Annotated in this window: 18 protein-coding genes; 5 read left to right on the top strand and 13 right to left on the bottom strand. The window is 68.7% G+C overall.

Going from position 1 to position 16,404, the window contains the following annotated elements; translation table 11 throughout:
* Positions 1-3 precede the first annotated feature (3 nt).
* The 3 genes from NQK81_RS26405 (at position 4) to NQK81_RS26395 (ending at position 2,735) form a co-directional block, all read left to right on the top strand.
* A complete protein-coding gene (locus NQK81_RS26405) occupies positions 4-801 on the top strand; it encodes a CPBP family intramembrane glutamic endopeptidase (RefSeq protein ID WP_257483645.1) in 798 nt (265 codons plus the stop codon).
* A 13-nt stretch (positions 802-814) separates the two neighbouring features.
* Positions 815-2,026, top strand: a complete 1,212-nt coding sequence (locus NQK81_RS26400; protein WP_257483644.1) for an arginine deiminase — start codon at positions 815-817, stop codon at positions 2,024-2,026.
* Between the two features lie 157 nt (positions 2,027-2,183).
* The gene (locus NQK81_RS26395) at positions 2,184-2,735 is read left to right on the top strand and encodes a ferritin (protein ID WP_034309611.1); all 552 of its coding nucleotides are present in this window, start codon (positions 2,184-2,186) and stop codon (positions 2,733-2,735) included.
* Positions 2,736-2,810: 75 nt separating this feature from the next.
* Here NQK81_RS26395 and NQK81_RS26390 read toward each other — a convergent pair whose 3' ends face one another.
* From NQK81_RS26390 to NQK81_RS26375, 4 genes are all read right to left on the bottom strand, one after another.
* Entirely contained in the window at positions 2,811-3,653 is an 843-nt protein-coding gene (locus NQK81_RS26390; protein WP_257483643.1) for a hypothetical protein, read from the bottom strand.
* The gene (locus NQK81_RS26385) at positions 3,650-4,162 is read right to left on the bottom strand and encodes a SigE family RNA polymerase sigma factor (RefSeq protein WP_126732587.1); all 513 of its coding nucleotides are present in this window, start codon (positions 4,160-4,162) and stop codon (positions 3,650-3,652) included. The genes NQK81_RS26390 and NQK81_RS26385 overlap by 4 nt, the downstream gene beginning before the upstream one ends.
* A 184-nt stretch (positions 4,163-4,346) precedes the next feature.
* The gene (locus NQK81_RS26380) at positions 4,347-4,700 is read right to left on the bottom strand and encodes a DUF952 domain-containing protein (protein WP_257483642.1); all 354 of its coding nucleotides are present in this window, start codon (positions 4,698-4,700) and stop codon (positions 4,347-4,349) included.
* Between the two features lie 66 nt (positions 4,701-4,766).
* The gene (locus tag NQK81_RS26375) at positions 4,767-5,648 is read right to left on the bottom strand and encodes a DUF5926 family protein (RefSeq protein WP_257483641.1); all 882 of its coding nucleotides are present in this window, start codon (positions 5,646-5,648) and stop codon (positions 4,767-4,769) included.
* A 290-nt stretch (positions 5,649-5,938) separates the two neighbouring features.
* On the opposite strand from NQK81_RS26375, the gene NQK81_RS26370 reads away from it, so the two are divergent.
* A complete protein-coding gene (locus NQK81_RS26370) occupies positions 5,939-6,151 on the top strand; it encodes a hypothetical protein (RefSeq protein WP_257483640.1) in 213 nt (70 codons plus the stop codon).
* Between the two features lie 49 nt (positions 6,152-6,200).
* Entirely contained in the window at positions 6,201-7,370 is a 1,170-nt protein-coding gene (locus tag NQK81_RS26365) for a cytochrome P450 (RefSeq protein ID WP_257483639.1), read from the top strand.
* Here the strand turns inward: NQK81_RS26365 and NQK81_RS26360 are convergent.
* From NQK81_RS26360 to NQK81_RS26320, 9 genes are all read right to left on the bottom strand, one after another.
* Positions 7,367-7,675 carry an antibiotic biosynthesis monooxygenase family protein gene (locus NQK81_RS26360; RefSeq protein ID WP_257483638.1) on the bottom strand — a complete coding sequence of 103 codons (309 nt, stop codon included), beginning with the start codon at positions 7,673-7,675 and terminating at the stop codon, positions 7,367-7,369. The genes NQK81_RS26365 and NQK81_RS26360 overlap by 4 nt on opposite strands.
* A 387-nt stretch (positions 7,676-8,062) precedes the next feature.
* The gene (locus NQK81_RS26355) at positions 8,063-8,989 is read right to left on the bottom strand and encodes a DUF4328 domain-containing protein (protein WP_257489851.1); all 927 of its coding nucleotides are present in this window, start codon (positions 8,987-8,989) and stop codon (positions 8,063-8,065) included.
* Between the two features lie 35 nt (positions 8,990-9,024).
* Complete coding sequence (locus tag NQK81_RS26350) at positions 9,025-9,375, bottom strand: rhodanese-like domain-containing protein (protein WP_126732518.1); 351 nt, start codon at positions 9,373-9,375, stop codon at positions 9,025-9,027.
* Between the two features lie 47 nt (positions 9,376-9,422).
* Entirely contained in the window at positions 9,423-11,054 is a 1,632-nt protein-coding gene (locus NQK81_RS26345; protein ID WP_126732519.1) for a monocarboxylic acid transporter, read from the bottom strand.
* Positions 11,051-11,404, bottom strand: a complete 354-nt coding sequence (locus NQK81_RS26340) for a DUF485 domain-containing protein (protein ID WP_126732520.1) — start codon at positions 11,402-11,404, stop codon at positions 11,051-11,053. The genes NQK81_RS26345 and NQK81_RS26340 overlap by 4 nt, the downstream gene beginning before the upstream one ends.
* 112 nt (positions 11,405-11,516) lie before the next feature.
* Positions 11,517-13,343 (bottom strand): sodium/solute symporter, encoded by a 1,827-nt coding sequence (locus tag NQK81_RS26335; protein ID WP_257483637.1) that lies wholly within the window; start codon positions 13,341-13,343, stop codon positions 11,517-11,519.
* A 159-nt stretch (positions 13,344-13,502) separates the two neighbouring features.
* A complete protein-coding gene (locus NQK81_RS26330) occupies positions 13,503-14,018 on the bottom strand; it encodes a DUF485 domain-containing protein (RefSeq protein ID WP_126732521.1) in 516 nt (171 codons plus the stop codon).
* Positions 14,015-14,851 (bottom strand): LytR/AlgR family response regulator transcription factor, encoded by an 837-nt coding sequence (locus NQK81_RS26325; protein ID WP_185927068.1) that lies wholly within the window; start codon positions 14,849-14,851, stop codon positions 14,015-14,017. Before NQK81_RS26325 ends, NQK81_RS26330 begins: the two co-directional genes overlap by 4 nt.
* A 145-nt stretch (positions 14,852-14,996) precedes the next feature.
* Complete coding sequence (locus NQK81_RS26320; RefSeq protein WP_257483636.1) at positions 14,997-16,388, bottom strand: carbohydrate-binding protein; 1,392 nt, start codon at positions 16,386-16,388, stop codon at positions 14,997-14,999.
* Positions 16,389-16,404 lie beyond the last annotated feature (16 nt).

Raw genomic sequence — 16,404 nt, 5'->3', positions numbered from 1 at the left:
CCGATGAGCTGGCTGCGTCCCGAACGCCCGGCGCTGCCGGAATTCGTGGAAGATCCGGCGCGCCGCCGCGCGATCGTCATCGAACTGGTCGTCGTCTTCGGCATCACCCTCGGCCTGTCCGGGATGCGCAGCCTGCTGTCCCTTGTGGACTCGCTGCTGCAGCCGGTGCCGCTGGCGCAGCAGCAGGCCCAGCTGAACGTCCCGCAGGCGACACTGAGCCTGGTCGACCTGCTCAAGCAGCTCCTGAGCGCCGGCCAGCTGGTCGGCTGGGGCGCGCTCGGGCTGTACCTGTTGTGGCGCGGCGGGATGAAGCTCGCCGAGATCGGCCTCGACAAACAGCGCCCGGGCCGCGACGTCGTCCACGGGCTGCTGCTCGCCGCGGTGATCGGGATTCCTGGGCTGGGGCTGTACTTCCTGTCCTACGGCCTCGGGTTCAGCCTGTCGGTGCAACCGTCCACTTTGGGCGAGACATGGTGGCGCCCGATCACGCTGACGTTGTCGGCCTTCGGGAACGCGTTCGCCGAAGAAGTGCTCGTCGTCGCGTACCTGCTGACCAGGCTGCGGCAGCTCGGCTGGCGTGAGAACACCGCGCTGGTCGCGTCTTCGGTGCTGCGCGGGTCGTATCACCTGTATCAGGGTTTCGGCGGTTTCGTCGGCAATGTGGTGATGGGCCTGGTGTTCGGCAGGCTGTGGCAGAAGACGAACCGGCTGTGGCCGCTGATCGCCGCGCACACCGCGCTGGATTTCGTTTCCTTCGTCGGATACGCGCTGCTCAAAGGGCGAGTTTCCTGGTTGCCCTAGCTAGGGTGAACCAGTGATTGACGAGACGACTCCACCCCGAGTTGACAGCGAAGTCGGCCCCCTGCGTGCGGTGCTGCTGCACAGGCCCGGCAACGAGCTCAAAAGGCTCACGCCTCGCAACAACGACCAGCTCCTGTTCGATTCCATCCCCTGGGTGGACCGCGCGCAGGAGGAGCACGACGCGTTCGCCGAGGTGCTGCGCGGCCGAGGTGTCGAGGTGCTGCTGCTGGCCGACGCGCTGCGCACGGCGCTCGCCGACCCCCGCGCCCACACGGCGGGCGTGCACGCGGCCGTCGACGAGCGGCGGCTCGGGCCCGACCTCGCCGATTCGCTCCGCTCCCATCTGTCGAGCGTCACCCCGGCGACACTGGCCGAGGTCCTGATGGCGGGGATGACCTTCGAGGAACTGCCCGCCGCCGAGGGCGCCTCGCTGGTCCGGCTGATGAACCATCCGAACGACTTCGCCGTCGATCCGCTGCCGAACCTGCTGTTCACCCGTGACTCGTCGGCGTGGATCGGCGACCGGGTCGCGGTCTCCTCGCTGACCATGCCCGCCCGGGTCCGCGAGACCGCGGTGCTGGACCTCATCTACGCCTACCACCCGTGGTTCCGCCACGCGTCCCGCGCGTACGGCGCGCATTCGGCGCCGATCGAGGGCGGCGACGTCATGCTGCTCTCGCCGGGCGTGCTGGCCATCGGCGTCGGCGAGCGGACGACCGCGGCGGGCGCGGAGTCGCTGGCGCGGTCGGTGTTCGCCGACGGGATCGCGCACACCGTGCTCGCCGTGCCCATCCAGCAGACCCGCGCGACCATGCATCTGGACACCGTCTGCACGATGGTCGACGCCGACGCCGTCGTCATGTATCCGCTTTCCCGCGATTCACTGACCGCGTTCACGATGCGGCCGACCGACGACGGTTCCGTGAAGGTGGAAGGCCCGGCCCCATTCCTCACCGCGGCCGCGGAGGCAATGGGAATCGACCGGCTCCGGGTCATCGACACCGGGCTCGATCCGGTCACCGCGGAACGCGAACAATGGGACGACGGGAACAACACCCTCGCCCTCGCGCCCGGCGTCGTCGTCGGGTACGAACGAAATGTGGAAACCAACGCGCGCCTGGCCGAAGCCGGTATCGAAGTACTGGCCATCACCGGCTCCGAGCTGGGCTCCGGCCGCGGCGGGCCGCGCTGCATGTCGTGCCCCATCCGACGCGAAAGCATCTGACCCGGAAATTAAGTAAGCCTTCCCTAATCGATTTCAAATGATTAGGGAAGGCTTACTTAATTGAGGTGAACCTATTATCGGTAATACTAACCTAATAGGGGGCAGGTCACCAGATAAAAGTGGAAATCGAATAAGAGGATGGCGTATCGTCGAACACATGGCCCTCCTCAAGAAGCAACCGCGCTCGAAGTTCTACGAACTGCTGCAGGCGCAGATCCACAACGAGTTCAACGCCTCCCAGCAGTACATCGCGCTGGCGGTCTGGTTCGACGCCGAGGACCTGCCGCAGCTCGCGAAGCATTTCTACAAGCAGTCCGTCGAGGAGCGGAACCACGCGATGGCGCTGGTCCAGTACATGCTGGACACCGACCACCACGTGGAGATCCCCGGCACCGGCGACGTGCGCAACGACTTCTCCGACGTCACCGAGCTCATCGAGCTCGCCCTGCAGCAGGAGAAGGACGTCGCGACCGACATCCAGCAGCTGGCCAAGGCCGCCCGCGCCGAAGAGGACTACATCGGCGAGCAGTTCACGCAGTGGTTCCTCAAGGAGCAGGTCGAGGAGATCTCCCAGATGTCCACGCTGCTCAACATCGTCAAACGCGCGAACGGCAACCTGTTCGAGGTGGAGAACCACCTGCACCGCGAATCCGTCGGGGACGGCGGCGCCGACTCGGGGATGCCCCCGGTCGCCGGCGGCGCGCTCTGACGCACCGGCCAACGCTCCCACCACAGGAAAACCCGGGCTCTCCCCCTTGGAGAAGCCCGGGTTTTCTCGTTCCCGTCAGCTGAACTGACAGCTCTGGTCGACGCGGGTCAGCAGGATGCCGATGGCCGAGCCGTCGTCGGCGAGGGCGATCCGGTACGCGCTCCCCGCGCCGGCGGGCGCGAAGTAGGCGCTGCCGTCCTTCGTGCTGCCGGGGTACGCGGCGAGGATGTCCGACTCGGTCGAACCGACGCCGATCCCCTCCGGGGTGTGCACCGTCCCGGACGGGTTGATGACGGTGATCCCGTCGGCTTCGGTCAGCGACACCGAAGCCGGCCCCGGAACGGCGGTTCCCTCCACATAGCCGTAGACGCAGGATGCCCGGTAGTCCTTCGCGCGCAGCGGGCCGACGGCGGCCTCCGCCTCCTCCTCGCTCATCCCGAGCCGGAGCTTGCCGAACCCGGCGGGAGTCAGCAGCGCGCCGGTGGTCACCTTGCGCTGCGTCGGCGGCTTCGTGGAAGCGGTGCTCTTCGGCGGCGGGGCGGGCTCGTCGTGGGATGTCGACTGCGGTTGCCCGGACGTGGGGTTCGGCGGGGCGGCCTGGGACGAGACCGGCGGCGCCGAGCTCCCCGGCGCGGGCTGCGCCAGGCTCGACGAGGCCGCCCCGATGGTGAGCTGGTCGCCCCCGGGGAAGGCCGCGCCGTTGTCCCTGTCGTGGATCGTGAAGACCGTGAGCCCTCCGCCGAGCAGGACCACCGCGGCGGCCATCCCGCTGGTGGTCTGCATCAGCTGACGGCGGCGTCGGCGACGGCGGGCGCCCGCGACGATCGTCTCGGGATTCAGCGTGGGTCCCACGCCCAGCCGCTCATCAGAGAACAGGTCACGCAGCTTCCGCTGCACGTCCTCTTCGGACATGTTCATCCCGCTTCCCTCCCTTCGTCCTTGGGCTCGATCAGGGCGAGCTTCGTGCGCAGCGACGCGATCGCCTTGCTCGCCTGGCTTTTGACGGTGCCCTGGCTGACCCCGAGCGAATCCGCGATCTCGGCTTCGGACAGGCCTTCGTAGTAACGCAGGACCATCACCGCGCGTTGCCTCGGCGGCAGCGCGCGTAACGCCTGCCACAACGGCTCGTGCTCGAACGGGTCGGCCGGGCTGTACGGCCGGGTGTCCGGCGGATCGGGGACCAGGCTCTCGCGTTTGGTCCGGCGCCAGCGGCTGATATGCGCGTTAGCCATCGAACGGCGGATGTAGGCCATCGGGTCGCCGGTCTTGTGCTGGACGTACGACCAGCGGGAGCCGATCTTCTCCAGCACGGTCTGGACCAGGTCGGCGGCGTCGTGCGGGTTTCCGGTGAGGGCGTGGCCGTACCTCAGCAGACCCGGAAGACTGGCTTTCACGAAGTCCCCGAAATCGGTGAGTTCACCCGGCACGTCACTCCTCCGGCTCTCGCCGGTCCCCCAGACGTCCGTCGCCGGTACGACCGTCGCGGCAGCGGTCACCGTATCGCCTCCTCCCGGGGTCACCCGGCCAGGTTCACCTGGCTCACCTCTCCCGAAACGCATGACCGCCCCCACAGGTTGTCTCTCGCCGCGAACCAATTCGAGGGACGCTTGCTCAGCGCCTCGACACGGAGTCGGGAATTCTGAACGTACCGTCCCCCTGAACAGGGAATTCGTGGACGGCCACCACGGCGTTACGCGGTATCGGCCCGTACACGTGGGGGAACTGGAGACCGGCCGGATGCGGCGGGTCGCCGTCCTCCCAGACGACGGGCGCGCCGACGAGCGCCGGGTCGATTTCCAGCAACAGCAGGTCGGTGCGGCCGGGGAACACGGCGTTGGCCGGGATATGCGCCGTCCCGGGGTCCGAGCAGTGGATGAAGCCGTCGGAGCCGAGCGACGCGGCGGTGTAGACGCCGCCTTCGGGCACCTCGGCCCAGTCGGCCTTGGGGCAGATATGGAGGATCACGCGCCCATTGTCGCGTGAAGGCCCCCTTCCCTCGGCTGAGCCGAGGGAAGGGGGCCTTCACGCGAGTCAGCGGATGGTGAGCTGGCGGCCGATCAGGCCGTCACGCGAGCGGCGCTCGGTGGCGTTGAGCGGCTCGGTGTCGAGGGACTTCAGCGCGGCGTCGAGCCGGACGCCGAGCTGCTCCTTCGCGTCGGCCCACTCGCGGGCGTGGGCCTCGGGGTCGAGGTCCCACACCGGGACGAGCAGCCCGTGCGCGCGGAACGAACCGGCGTAGCGGGAGCCCTCGCCGAGGCCCAGCTCACCGGCCGCGGACAGCCGCGCAAGCGCTTGCAGCAGCAGGTTCTCCGGCTCCGGACGAACCCAGCGCAGGTGCGCCTTCTCGCCGGCGAGCACCCAGTACGCGCCCGCGCCGAGGCGTTCGGTCGGCATGATCGCCGCGTTCGCGCGCTCGAGGGACAGCGCGACGTCGCCGCTCGCGTCGGCGTCCTCGGGCAGCCACCAGGCGAAGTCGTTGTAGAGCGTGACGTCGAGTTCGGCGTTCACGTCGAGCAGGTCCTGGAGACGGGCCTTCTCGTCGGCGGTGGGCGGCGTCGTGGTGTCCGGCACGGACAGCACGTCACCCTCCTTGGCGTCCAGCACCCACCGCAGCGCGCGGCCGAGGTCGCGGCTGATGTCCGAAGACCGGGTCTGCACCTGCATGCCGACGTAGCGCTCGCCGTCGGACCGGACGAACGCGGCCGCCGCCATCGGCAGCACCGTGCCGAGGGTGACCTTCTCGCCGGAGCCCAGCGTGAGCGCCGCCGTCGCCGACGGGACGAACTCGCGCAGCGCGATCAGCTCGGTCTCCGCCGCGAGCCCCTCGAAGGGCTGGCCGACGAAGACGTCGCGCACCTTCGGCTTGCGGTCCGAGGTCGTCTTGGGACCCTTCTTGCGCGAACCCTTGCCCACGTCAGCCTCCTCAAAGCTCGGTTCGGAACGCTATCGCGGGAAGGCACGCGTCTCGTAAGGCCCCCGGGGTTGGTGACGAAGACGGCGCGGACGGCACCCGGCAGACCGCCCTATCGACCGGATCGGCGGGTTTCAGCGGCCATCCGGGTACCACGGAAACGTGACTGAAAACGGTTGTCATCATCCGGACGGTCGAATGGCGGGTGATCAGCCTGCCGTTTCCCCCGTACCGCACCGAATACTCGATCAAGGCGCCATCCCGGCGCCGCAGTGCGGAGAAGGGAACACAGATGATCACCTCGAAGCACCGGGCCACCTTGGCCGCGGTTCCCGTGGCACTCGGACTGATGCTGGCCGGGCCCGCGGTGGGCACGGCTTCGGCCGCGCCGGAGTCCGGCAGAGCGGAGCAGGCGCGACATTGCCTGCTGCTGTGCGTCGGCCATCACCACGGGCATCACCACCACGGCCTGCACCTGCACCTGGGGCTTTGGCTGCATCTGTAGCTCCGTGCCGCGCCGGGGCGGCCACCCCGGCGCGGGTTACAGTCGGCGAGTGTTCGACCTCGCCGACCCGGCCTTCCTCGCGAATCCGTACCCGTATTTCGCCGACCTCCGCGAACGCGGCGACGTCCACCGGCACGACGGCCTCGGCATCGCCGTGGCGGTTTCGCACGCGGCGTCGGCCGCCGTCCTGCGGCATCGGGGACTCGGCCGGATCTGGCAGGACGCGCTGCCGGTGGAGCGGTTCGCGTCGTTCAACCTGCTGCACCGCAACTCGCTGCTGGAGAACGAGCCGCCCGCCCACACGCGGCTGCGGCGGGTGATCGCGGGCGCGTTCGGGCGCGGGCACGTCCAGCGGCTGCGGCCGATGGTCGCCGAACTCGCCGACGGCATGGTCGCCCGCCTCGCCGCCGAAATCGCCGAAACCGGCTCGGCCGATCTGCTGACGCATCTCGCGCAGCCGCTGCCGGTCGCGGTCATCGCGGAACTGCTGGGCGTCCCGGTCGAGGACGGCCCGCGCATGGTGACCCTTTCGAACCACATCGTGAAGATGTACGAATACGGGCTCGCCGAAGAGAAGCGCGACGCCGCCGAAGCCGCGTCCGCGGAGTTCGTCGAGTACCTGCGCGGTGTCGCGAAGCAGCGCGCGGACTCCCCCGGCGACGACATCGTCAGCGATCTCCTGCGTAGTGAGCTCACCGAGGACGAACTGGTCGCGACCGCCGTCCTGCTGCTGATGGCCGGGCACGAGGCGACGGTGAACGTCATCGGGAACGGCGTCAACGCGCTGTTGACCCACCGCGACCAGTGGGAGCGGCTGGTGGCGTCGCCGGAGCTGCTGGACCCGTGCGTCGAAGAGCTGATCCGCTTCGATGCGCCGCTCCAGCTCTTCGAGCGGACGGCGACCGCCGACGTCGAGATCGCCGGGTTCCGGGTGGCCGAGGGCGAGAAGATCGGCGCGCTCCTCGGCGCCGCCGCACGGGACCCGAAGGTCTTCGACCGGCCCGACACCCTCGACATCGGCCGCACGCCGAACGCGCACCTCGGCTTCGGCATGGGGATCCACTACTGCGTCGGCGCCCCGCTCGCGCGCGTGGAGATCGCGGCCGCGCTGAGCTCCCTCGCCGCGAAACTGCCGGGACTGGAGCTCGCCGAAACCCCGGAACGGCGGCCCGAATTCGTGATCCGGGGGCTGCGCTCGCTCCGGGTCACCACGCGTTAGGGGTACTCGACGACGACTTCGTAGAGCGCGGCGTTGGGGTTCGCGACCTGCGCGGCGCGTTCGGTCGACGCCTGGAAGACCTGGTTCCTGCCCGCCGCTTCCCAGGCTTCCTTGCTGTCGTAGTGCGTGACGTTGACCAGCTGGAAGCGCGAATCCGGCAGCAGGGCCCGGTGGAGCTTGGCGTCGCGGAACCCGGGCGCGTCCCGCATCAGCTTCGCGCGCTCTCGCCACGTCTCGACGAACTCGTCCACCTGGTCGGCGGGGATCTCGAAGACGTTGATGAAGGTGACGCCGTCGTCGCTCATGAGCACAGTCTCGAACCTCCAGCGAACTGGAGGTCAACAGTGACCTGGCTCACCTCGCCAGCCCGGGCGGTAGCAAAGGTCCCTTGCTCTCTTTTCGCAGGTCAGGGCCCACAGGTCCACAAGGGACGCTTCTCGGTACTTGAGTGACCGATTCAAGGCTTTTGCGCGGTTCGCAAAGCGGGTCGTGAGTGGCAATGCGGGTTAGAACCCGCATTGCCACTCACGACCCCCGCCACAGACCTCGCTAATCGCCCAAAACGGGCGCGTTCGTCTCGACACGTGTCCCTTGTGGACAGACAAGGCTCTTCGGCGACTCCGGTGATCAAACGGACGACACGTGTGATCCGGTGGACGACACGCGTGATTGAACGGACGACACGAGTCGCGTCAGCGCACCGAAGAGGCCGGGCGCTCCCGCCGCTCAGGATCCGGCGCCCCGTCCACCTTCAGCACGCGAAGCAGCCGAAGGCGCTTCTCCGCCACAGGAGCGAGCAGGCCGGACATGCGCTTCACGAGCAGCGCCGTCACCACCGCCAGCCCGGCCGCGGCCAGGTCGGTCAGCGCGACCAGGACCACCCCGTCGGCCAGGGCCTGGACGCCGTCACGGAACCGCCAGACGATGACGAGCCCGAGCAGCACCCAGTTCAGCATCCAGACGCCCCACCAGATCAGCACGAGCCGCGACGGCTTCGGCCGCGTTTCCCGCGTCCGGCGTAGGACGGCGTGTTCGAGTTCGGCGACGATCGGCAGCACCATGATCAGGTTCACCACCGGCACCAGCACGAACACCAGCACGTGCCACAGTCGCCTCGGCGGCATCTCGCCGCGGGCGTCCGCGGCGGCGTGCCTCGCCACGAGCAGCCACCACACGGTGAGCCCCGACGGCAGCAGCGAAAGGATCGTCGTGAGCAGGCCCGCGGTGATCACGAAGCTGTCGGACACCGAGACGACGGACGTCGACAACGCGGAGTCGCGGCTCTGCACGAGCAGGACGTAGCGCCAGATTTCGGCGGCCGAGGCCACGACGGCGAGAGCGGCGAAGGTCCACAGCACCGGCAGGAGGCTTCGCGTGATCACCCGGAGCCGTTCCCCCGCGGTGACCTCGCCGGACGCCGTCCCGGGGACCGCGGTCGGCCGTCGCCAGACCAGGTTCGGGAAGCCCCACCGCGGCGGGACCGGATAGGACGGCGGACCGGAATAGCGTTCGGCCACGGGTTTGCGACGCGACGGCAAGGCGCCTGGCGGCGGCGAAGCGACCCAGCGGACGCGATGCCGCACCGGCTGCCGCATCGGCGCGGGACGCACCGGCGGTATCGGCGCTCTCGGCGGGTAGTGGCCTGGCTGCACGGTTACAGCACTTCGGGTTCGACGCCGGGATGGTCGCCGACCATCGGGCGCCCCTCCTGCTTCCAGGAGCCCATCCCGCCGGCGACGTTCACCGCGTCCCAGCCGCTCGCGTTGAGCCACGCGGCGGCGCGCGCGGACCGGCCGCCGCTGCGGCAGATCACGTGGATCGGCTGGTCGTCGGGCAGCTCGTCGAGTTCGCCGACGCGCGCGGGCAGTTCACCCATCGGGATGTGCTTGGCACCGGGGGCGTGCCCGGCGGCCCACTCGTCGTCCTCGCGGACGTCGAGCAGCACGACGCCGTCCTTCGGCAGATCACGGACGGCGACGGTCGGGATGTCAGCAGGGCTCACCACCGTTCCATCCTCGCATCCCGTCCCGTTGCGCGCGCGTGAAGAGCGACTCAATGCTTGACGGCCTTTTCCGCCCCGGCTCCGGTGAGCGAGCGGACCTCCATCTCGGCGTACTTCTTCTGGTCGTGCTCCTTGGACAGCACGGTCCCGAGCCAGCCGAGGAAGAAGGCGACCGGGATCGACACGATGCCCGGGTTGTCCAGCGGGAACCAGTGGAAGTCGACACCCTGGATCATCGAGGCGCTCTTCCCGGTCTTCGGGTCCACGGGCTTGCCCGAGACCGCGGGCGAGAACACGATCAGGATGACGCACACGCTCAGCCCGCCGTAGATGCTCCACAACGCGCCTTGGGTGTTGAACCGCTTCCAGAACAGCGAATACAGGATCGTCGGCAGGTTCGCCGACGCCGCCACCGCGAACGCGAGCGCCACGAGGAACGCCACGTTCTGGTTCTTCGCGAGGATCCCGCCGACGATCGCGACCGCCCCGATCACCAGCGCGGTGATCCGCGCGACGCGGACCTCACTGTCCGGGGCGGTCTTGCCCTTCTTGATCACGCTGGCGTAGACGTCGTGCGCGAACGACGCCGACGCGGTGATCGTCAGGCCCGCGACCACCGCGAGGATCGTCGCGAACGCCACGGCCGCGATGAACCCGAGCAGGATCGGGCCGCCGAGTTCGAGTGCCAGCAGCGGGGCCGCCGAGTTGGTCGTCCCCGGCGCCTTCGCGATCACGTCCGGGCCGACGAGCGCGCCCGCGCCGTAGCCGAGCACCAGCGTGAACAGGTAGAAGATGCCGATCAGCGCGATCGCCCAGACCACCGAACGGCGCGCGTCCTTCGCGGTCGGCACCGTGTAAAAGCGCATGAGCACGTGCGGCAGGCCCGCGGTGCCGAGCACCAGCGCGATGCCCAGCGACAGGAAGTCGAGCTTCGTCGTTTCGGTCTTGCCGTACTGCTTGCCCGGCCCGAGCAGCGCTTCCCCGGTCTGCCCGCCCTTGTCGACGGCGGCCTGGAACAGGCTGGACAGGTTGAAGCCGTACTTCCCGAGCACCCACAGCGTCATGGCGAACGTGCCCGCGATGAGCAGGACGGCCTTGATGATCTGGACCCAGGTGGTGCCCTTCATCCCGCCGATCAGCACATACAGGATCATGATCACGCCGACGACGGCGATCACCAGGTCCTGGCCGAGGTTCCCTTCGATGCCGAGCAGCAGGTTCACCAGGCCGCCCGCCCCCGCCATCTGGGCGAGGAGGTAGAAGAACGAGACGGCGAGCGTGGAGACCGCGGCCGCCGCGCGGACCGGGCGCTGCTTCATCCGGAACGCCAGCACGTCGCCCATGGTGAACTTGCCGGTGTTGCGCAGCAGTTCCGCGACCAGCAGCAACGCCACCAGCCACGCGACGAGGAACCCGATCGAGTAGAGGAAACCGTCGTAGCCGTTGATCGCGATCGCACCGGCGATACCCAGGAACGACGCCGCGGAAAGGTAGTCGCCCGAGATCGCGATGCCGTTCTGCGGACCGGTGAACGCGCGCCCAGCGGCGTAGTAGTCGGACGCGGTCTTCGTATTCCGGCTCGCCCGGAAAACGATCACGAGCGTGATCGCGACGAAGATCGCGAAAATGGTGATGTTGAGCGCCGGATTGCTGCCCTGTACGCCCGCTGCCAGCGTATTCACCGCTCGGTCCCTTCGACCTCATGCCGGATCTTGTCGGCGAGCGGATCGAGTTTCCGGTTCGCGTACCGGACGTAGAGGCCGGTGATCACGAAGGTGGACACGAACTGCAGCAGGCCGAAGACCAGGCCGACGGTGATGTTGCCGAAGAGCTTGGTGCTCATGAACTCGGTCGCGTAGTCGGCGAGGAGCACGTAGAGCAGATACCAAAGGAGGAACAGCGCCGAGACCGGGAAAACGAAGACCCGCAGCCGTCGGCGCAACTCGGCGAAGTCCGGACTCGCCTGCACCTTTTCCCAGTCGGATTCCGGATCGGTATCGCTCACGTCGGACCTCCCGTCTACCGCGACCATTCGATGACTTCGTTGTCACGAAAGATCATGCCCCTCTCAGGGCCGGAGAGGAGCAATCCATTTGAGTGAACGGTACGACTCTGAGTAGACGCTCGCGACTCGAAAGAGTGATTTACTTCCGGTGGCGGCCTTTACCGGTGGTCCGTGCCTTCTCGGTCTTCTGTGGCTTCGCCGTGTCCGCTGTGTCGTCTTCGGCCTGCCCGAACCGGGCGACCGCGCGATCACGCATGAACCCGAGCGGATCGGGCGCGTGCAGCCGCAGCATCACGCCGTGGACGTCGTCCGGCCGCCCGTATCCGGTCGCGCGGCTCACCACGTAGGTGGTCAGGAACGCGGCCGGCACGGTGATCAGCGCGGGCTGGTTCGAGAACCACGGCGCCCAGCCGCCGCTGTACTTGCTGACGATGTTGACCACGAGCGCGGTCAGCACCAGCCCGCCGCCGACCAGCATCCCGGCCAGCGCGCCGGGCCAGCTGAGCTTGCGCCACCAGACCCCGAGCAGCAGCAGCGGGCTGAACGTCGACGCGGCCAGCGCGAACGACATCCCGACCGAAAGCGAGAGGTCCTCGGACGGCAGCAGGACCGCCAGCGCGAGCGGGATGATCGCCACGATCGCCGTCGCCACCCGGAAATCGCGGACGCGACCGGGCAGGACGTCGGTGGACACGACCCCGGCGACGCTCACCAGCAGCCCGGACGAACTCGACAGGAACGCCGCGAAGGCTCCGGCCGCCGTCACCGCGCCCAGGATCTGCCCGCCGAGCCCGGGGAGAACGGCCGATGGCAGCAGCAGCACGGCGGCGTCGGTCTTGCCGGTCACCAGCAGCTCCGGCACGTACATCCGCGACAGCGCGCCCAGCAGCGTCGGGAACAGGTAGAACAGCCCGAGCAGCAGCAGGACGTGCACCGTCGTGCGGCGCGCGGCCTTGCCGTCGGGGTTGGTGTAGAAGCGGACCAAGACGTGCGGCAGCCCCATGGTGCCGAGGAAGGTCGCCAGGATCAGCGAATAGACCTGCAGCAGATCGGTGAGACTCCCCGACCCCGGCCGGAGCCAGTCGCCGTTGGACGTGGGCGCGTCGCTGACCACCGGCACCGGCGTACCCGCGGTGAACTTCAGCGTCGTGCCCTTCGCGACCTTGTGCCCGGCCTCCGGCGTCCACACCGCGAAACCGTTGGCGCGCGCGCCTTCCACCTCTCCGTACGCCTCGAGCACGGTCACCGAGGTGACCTTCAGCGTGACGTCGGCCTGCACCGACACCGTGGTGTTCTCGGGGAACGTCGGCGGGGCGGGCTGCCCCAGCGGACGCGCGCTGCCCGGCCCGCCGGAACCGAGGAACACGATGCACAGGACGAACGTCGGCACCGCGATGGCGAACAGCTTCAGCCAGTACTGGAAGGCCTGGACGACGGTGATGGCGCGCATCCCGCCCGCGATCACGTTGAACCCGACCACGAAGGTGACCAGGAGCGCTCCGGCCCACACCGGCACCGGCAAGATCGTCGAGAGGGTCAGCCCGGCGCCCTGCAGCTGCGGGACCATGTAGAGGATCCCGATGAACACCACGAACGCCGTCGAGAACCGGCGCAGCATCGTCGAACCCAGCCGCATCTCGACGAAGTCCGGCAGCGTGTACGCGCCGGACCGCCGCAGCGGCGCGGCGACGAACAGCATCAGCGCGAGATAACCCGCGGTGAAGCCGATCGGGAACCACAGCGCGTCCGCGCCGTCCTTGAGCACGATGCCGGCGACGCCCATGAACGACGCGGCGGACAGGTACTCACCGGAGATCGCGGCGGCGTTGCGGCGGGACCGCACGGTGCGCCGGGCGACGAGGAAATCGTGCGTGCTGACGGCCGACCTCGAGGAGCGATGTCCGAGGTAGAAGGTCAGGACCGCCACCAGCACGATGCCGGCGATGGCCCACGAATTCAGCTGCACGGTGTCATTTAATCGCGCGCTGACGGAAACGCGCCGCCAGGGCGCGGCGAAAACAGGTCGGTCACGGAGGCATCAAGGCGCCCTGCCACCGCGTTTCCGTGGCCCTCGGCCACAAGAGAGCGCGTGATCATGGGTCCTCCTCCATGTGCAGCTCCGCGATCAGTTCTCGATCATGTCGACGAAGTCGCGTTCGTGTCGTTCGGCGAGCCGGTTGTACCAGAGGCCGATGCCGAACAGGAACGGGAAAGGCGCCACACCGAGGATCAGCCAGGGCACGGGGATGCCCACGACGGTCACCCGGCCGAACGACGGGATCAGATAGAAGAGCACCGGAAGCGAACACAGCGTGACCATCACCAGCAGCGCCAGCCAGGAAGCGGTCCGCAGCTGGATCTTCACCAGATCCCGGACGAGGAGCTTGCCCCAGCTGGTCTGTTCTTCGAGTTCGACCCTGGCCCGCAGGGTGCTGGTGGCCTGGCGCGGATCGGCGAGGATCACTCGCTGCCGCTTGGGTTTCGCGTGATGTTCGGGTTTGGCCTCGTGCTTCGGGCCGGACGGCGCGCCGGGAACGGGTTCGACGGCGGCGCCCTCGGGCACCGCCGGCTTCCTGCTCTTGCCGAGTGTCGGGTCCGGTTCGCGGACGCCGTTGACGCGGCGGTAGTAGTCGTCGGTCACGTCGACCGGTTGGCGCCGACCAGCCTGTCCTTGAGGGCGCGCGTGTGGCGGCGGCTCACCGGCAGCACCTTCTCCTCGTTACCGATCACGACCTGATAGCCGCCCTGCCCCATGCGCAGTTCGGTGATCAGCGGCAGGGAGACCAGGAACGACCGGTGGATACGGACGAAACCCGCCTTCTCCCAGCGTTCTTCCAGCTGGGCGAGCGGGATGCGGACCAGGTGGCTGCCGTCGGTGGTGAACAGCCGGGCGTAGTCGCCCTGCGCCTCGACCCAGCGGACCGAAGACCGCGGGATGAGCTTCGTGGTTCCCGCGAGCTCGACGGGGATGACCTCGTCGTCGTTCTTGACCTGTCCCAGCCCGCCTTCCGCGCCGAACTTCGGCGCGGCGTTGGCGGCGAGCTTGTCCATCACGCGCGTGATGGCCCGGTCGAGCCGATCCTGCTGGTACGGCTTGAGCACGTAGTCGAGCGCGCCGAGGTCGAAGGCGTTGACGGCCTCTTCCGCGTGCCCGGTCACGAACACCAGCGCCGGTGACGGGCGCAGCGCGGCGAACACCCGCGACATCTCCATCCCGGACAGGCCGGGCATGTCGATGTCGGCGAACACCGCGTCCACGATCGGCAGGCCGCGGGACTTGCGGTCGGCCAGCCTCGGGTCGTCCGCGGACAACAGGCGCAGCGCCTCCGAAGCGTCGATCGCCGGGTAGACCAGGGCGACGTGCGGGCTGTTGCGGAGACAGTGGACGAGTTCGTCTAGCCCTTTGGGCTCATCGTCCACCGCCAGGACGATGAGCTTCCGGGTGTCATCGTGAGCACTCACAGTGAGACGCATCCTGCCCATTGCCGGGTTCCTTGTCCAGCCCGCTTCACGAAAGTCGAACGAAAAGGACGGCACCGCCCACCCCCGCGCCTGGGGTGACCGGTGCCGTCATCTTTTCCGGTGACACGAACCGCCTCGCCGTGCCACACCTATCCCTTCACGGCGTGAAGGTGAACCAGTTGACGCTCACGAAATCGGCGGGCTGTCCGCTCGTGAAGGTCAGGTAGACGTCGTGTTTCCCGGTGACGCCGCTGATGTTCGCCGGGATGGTCCGCCAGCTCTGCCAGCCGCCGGTGTTCGCGACGGCGAAGCTGCCGACGGGCGGATTGGACCGGCTGTCGAGCCGGACTTCGACGAGTCCGCTGACGCCGCCCGCCGCTCCGGACGCGACGCGCGCCTGGAACTGTCTGGCCGTTTGCGTCCCGAAGTCGATGCCCGGATACAACGCCCAGTCACCATTGCCCGCCGGGCCGATGCTCTGCCCGCCACCGGTGTCGGACGTGGCCTGTTTGGCGATCCCGGCCGCCTGGCCGTACGACTCGGCCTGGATCGTGCCGTACGCGCTGCCGCCGCCGGGACTTCCCGTGGTGGTCGTCGTCGGGGGTGTCGTGCCGCCGCCGCGGGTCAGCACGGTGACGTAGTCGACGAGCATCGGGTGCCCCGGCACGATCCCCGGCCCCGGCGTCGTGGTGCCGGAGTTGTTGTTCGGGAACGCGCCGCCGATGGCGACGTTCAGCAGGACGAAGTAGCCCGCGTGGTTCGTCATGTTGGCCCACGTGGTGGCGTCGACCTGGTTCTGGCTGACCGAATGGAATTGCTGCCCGTCCACGAACCACCGGAACACGTTGGGGCTGACGCTGGTGTCCCATTCGAAGGTGTAGGTGTGGAACGCGCTCTGGCAGCTGGCGCCGGGGCAGGTGCGGCTGCCGACCAGCCCGGTGGTCTCGTTGCACGGGCCGCCGGGGTTGACGCCGCAGTGCAGCACGCCCCAGACCGTGTTGATCCCGTTGACGTTCTCCATGATGTCGAACTCGCCGACGGCGGGCCAGTTCCAGTAGTTGCCGCGATACGGCGAGCCCAGCGCCCAGAACGCGGGCCAGTAGCCGAGTGCCGCCGCGCCGGTGACGTTCGGCATCTGGATGCGGCCTTCGATCCGCAGCGCGCCACCGGCCGGTGGTTTGAAGTTCGTGCGCTGGGTCTCGATCCGCGCCGAGGTCCAGTTGCCCGCGCCGTCACGCAGCGGCGTGATCCGGAGGTTCCCGGAGCCGTCCTGGGCGAGGTTCGCCGGGTTCGCCGTGTAGTTCTGGATCTCGCCGGTGCCCCAGTTGCCCGGGCCGCCGGGGTAGCCGTGGCCGGTGTCGATGATCCAGTTCGCGCTGGACGGGAGCGAGCCCGCGGCGCCGGTGAAGTCGTCGGTGAACACGGTGGTCCAGCCGGACGGCGGGGGCGGGACGGCGGCGGATGCGGGCAGGGTGAGGGGGACGGTGATCAGAGCCGCGCCGGCGGTGGCGGCGAGCGCGATCTTCCAACGGGAACGATTAACGGACATCGGACCTCCTCGTCAA

The sequence above is a fragment of the Amycolatopsis roodepoortensis genome (genome assembly GCF_024628825.1).
Lineage (GTDB): Bacteria > Actinomycetota > Actinomycetes > Mycobacteriales > Pseudonocardiaceae > Amycolatopsis > Amycolatopsis roodepoortensis.
The sequence above is the reverse complement of the archived record's forward strand: the minus strand, read 5'-3'. Positions and strand labels throughout refer to the sequence as shown.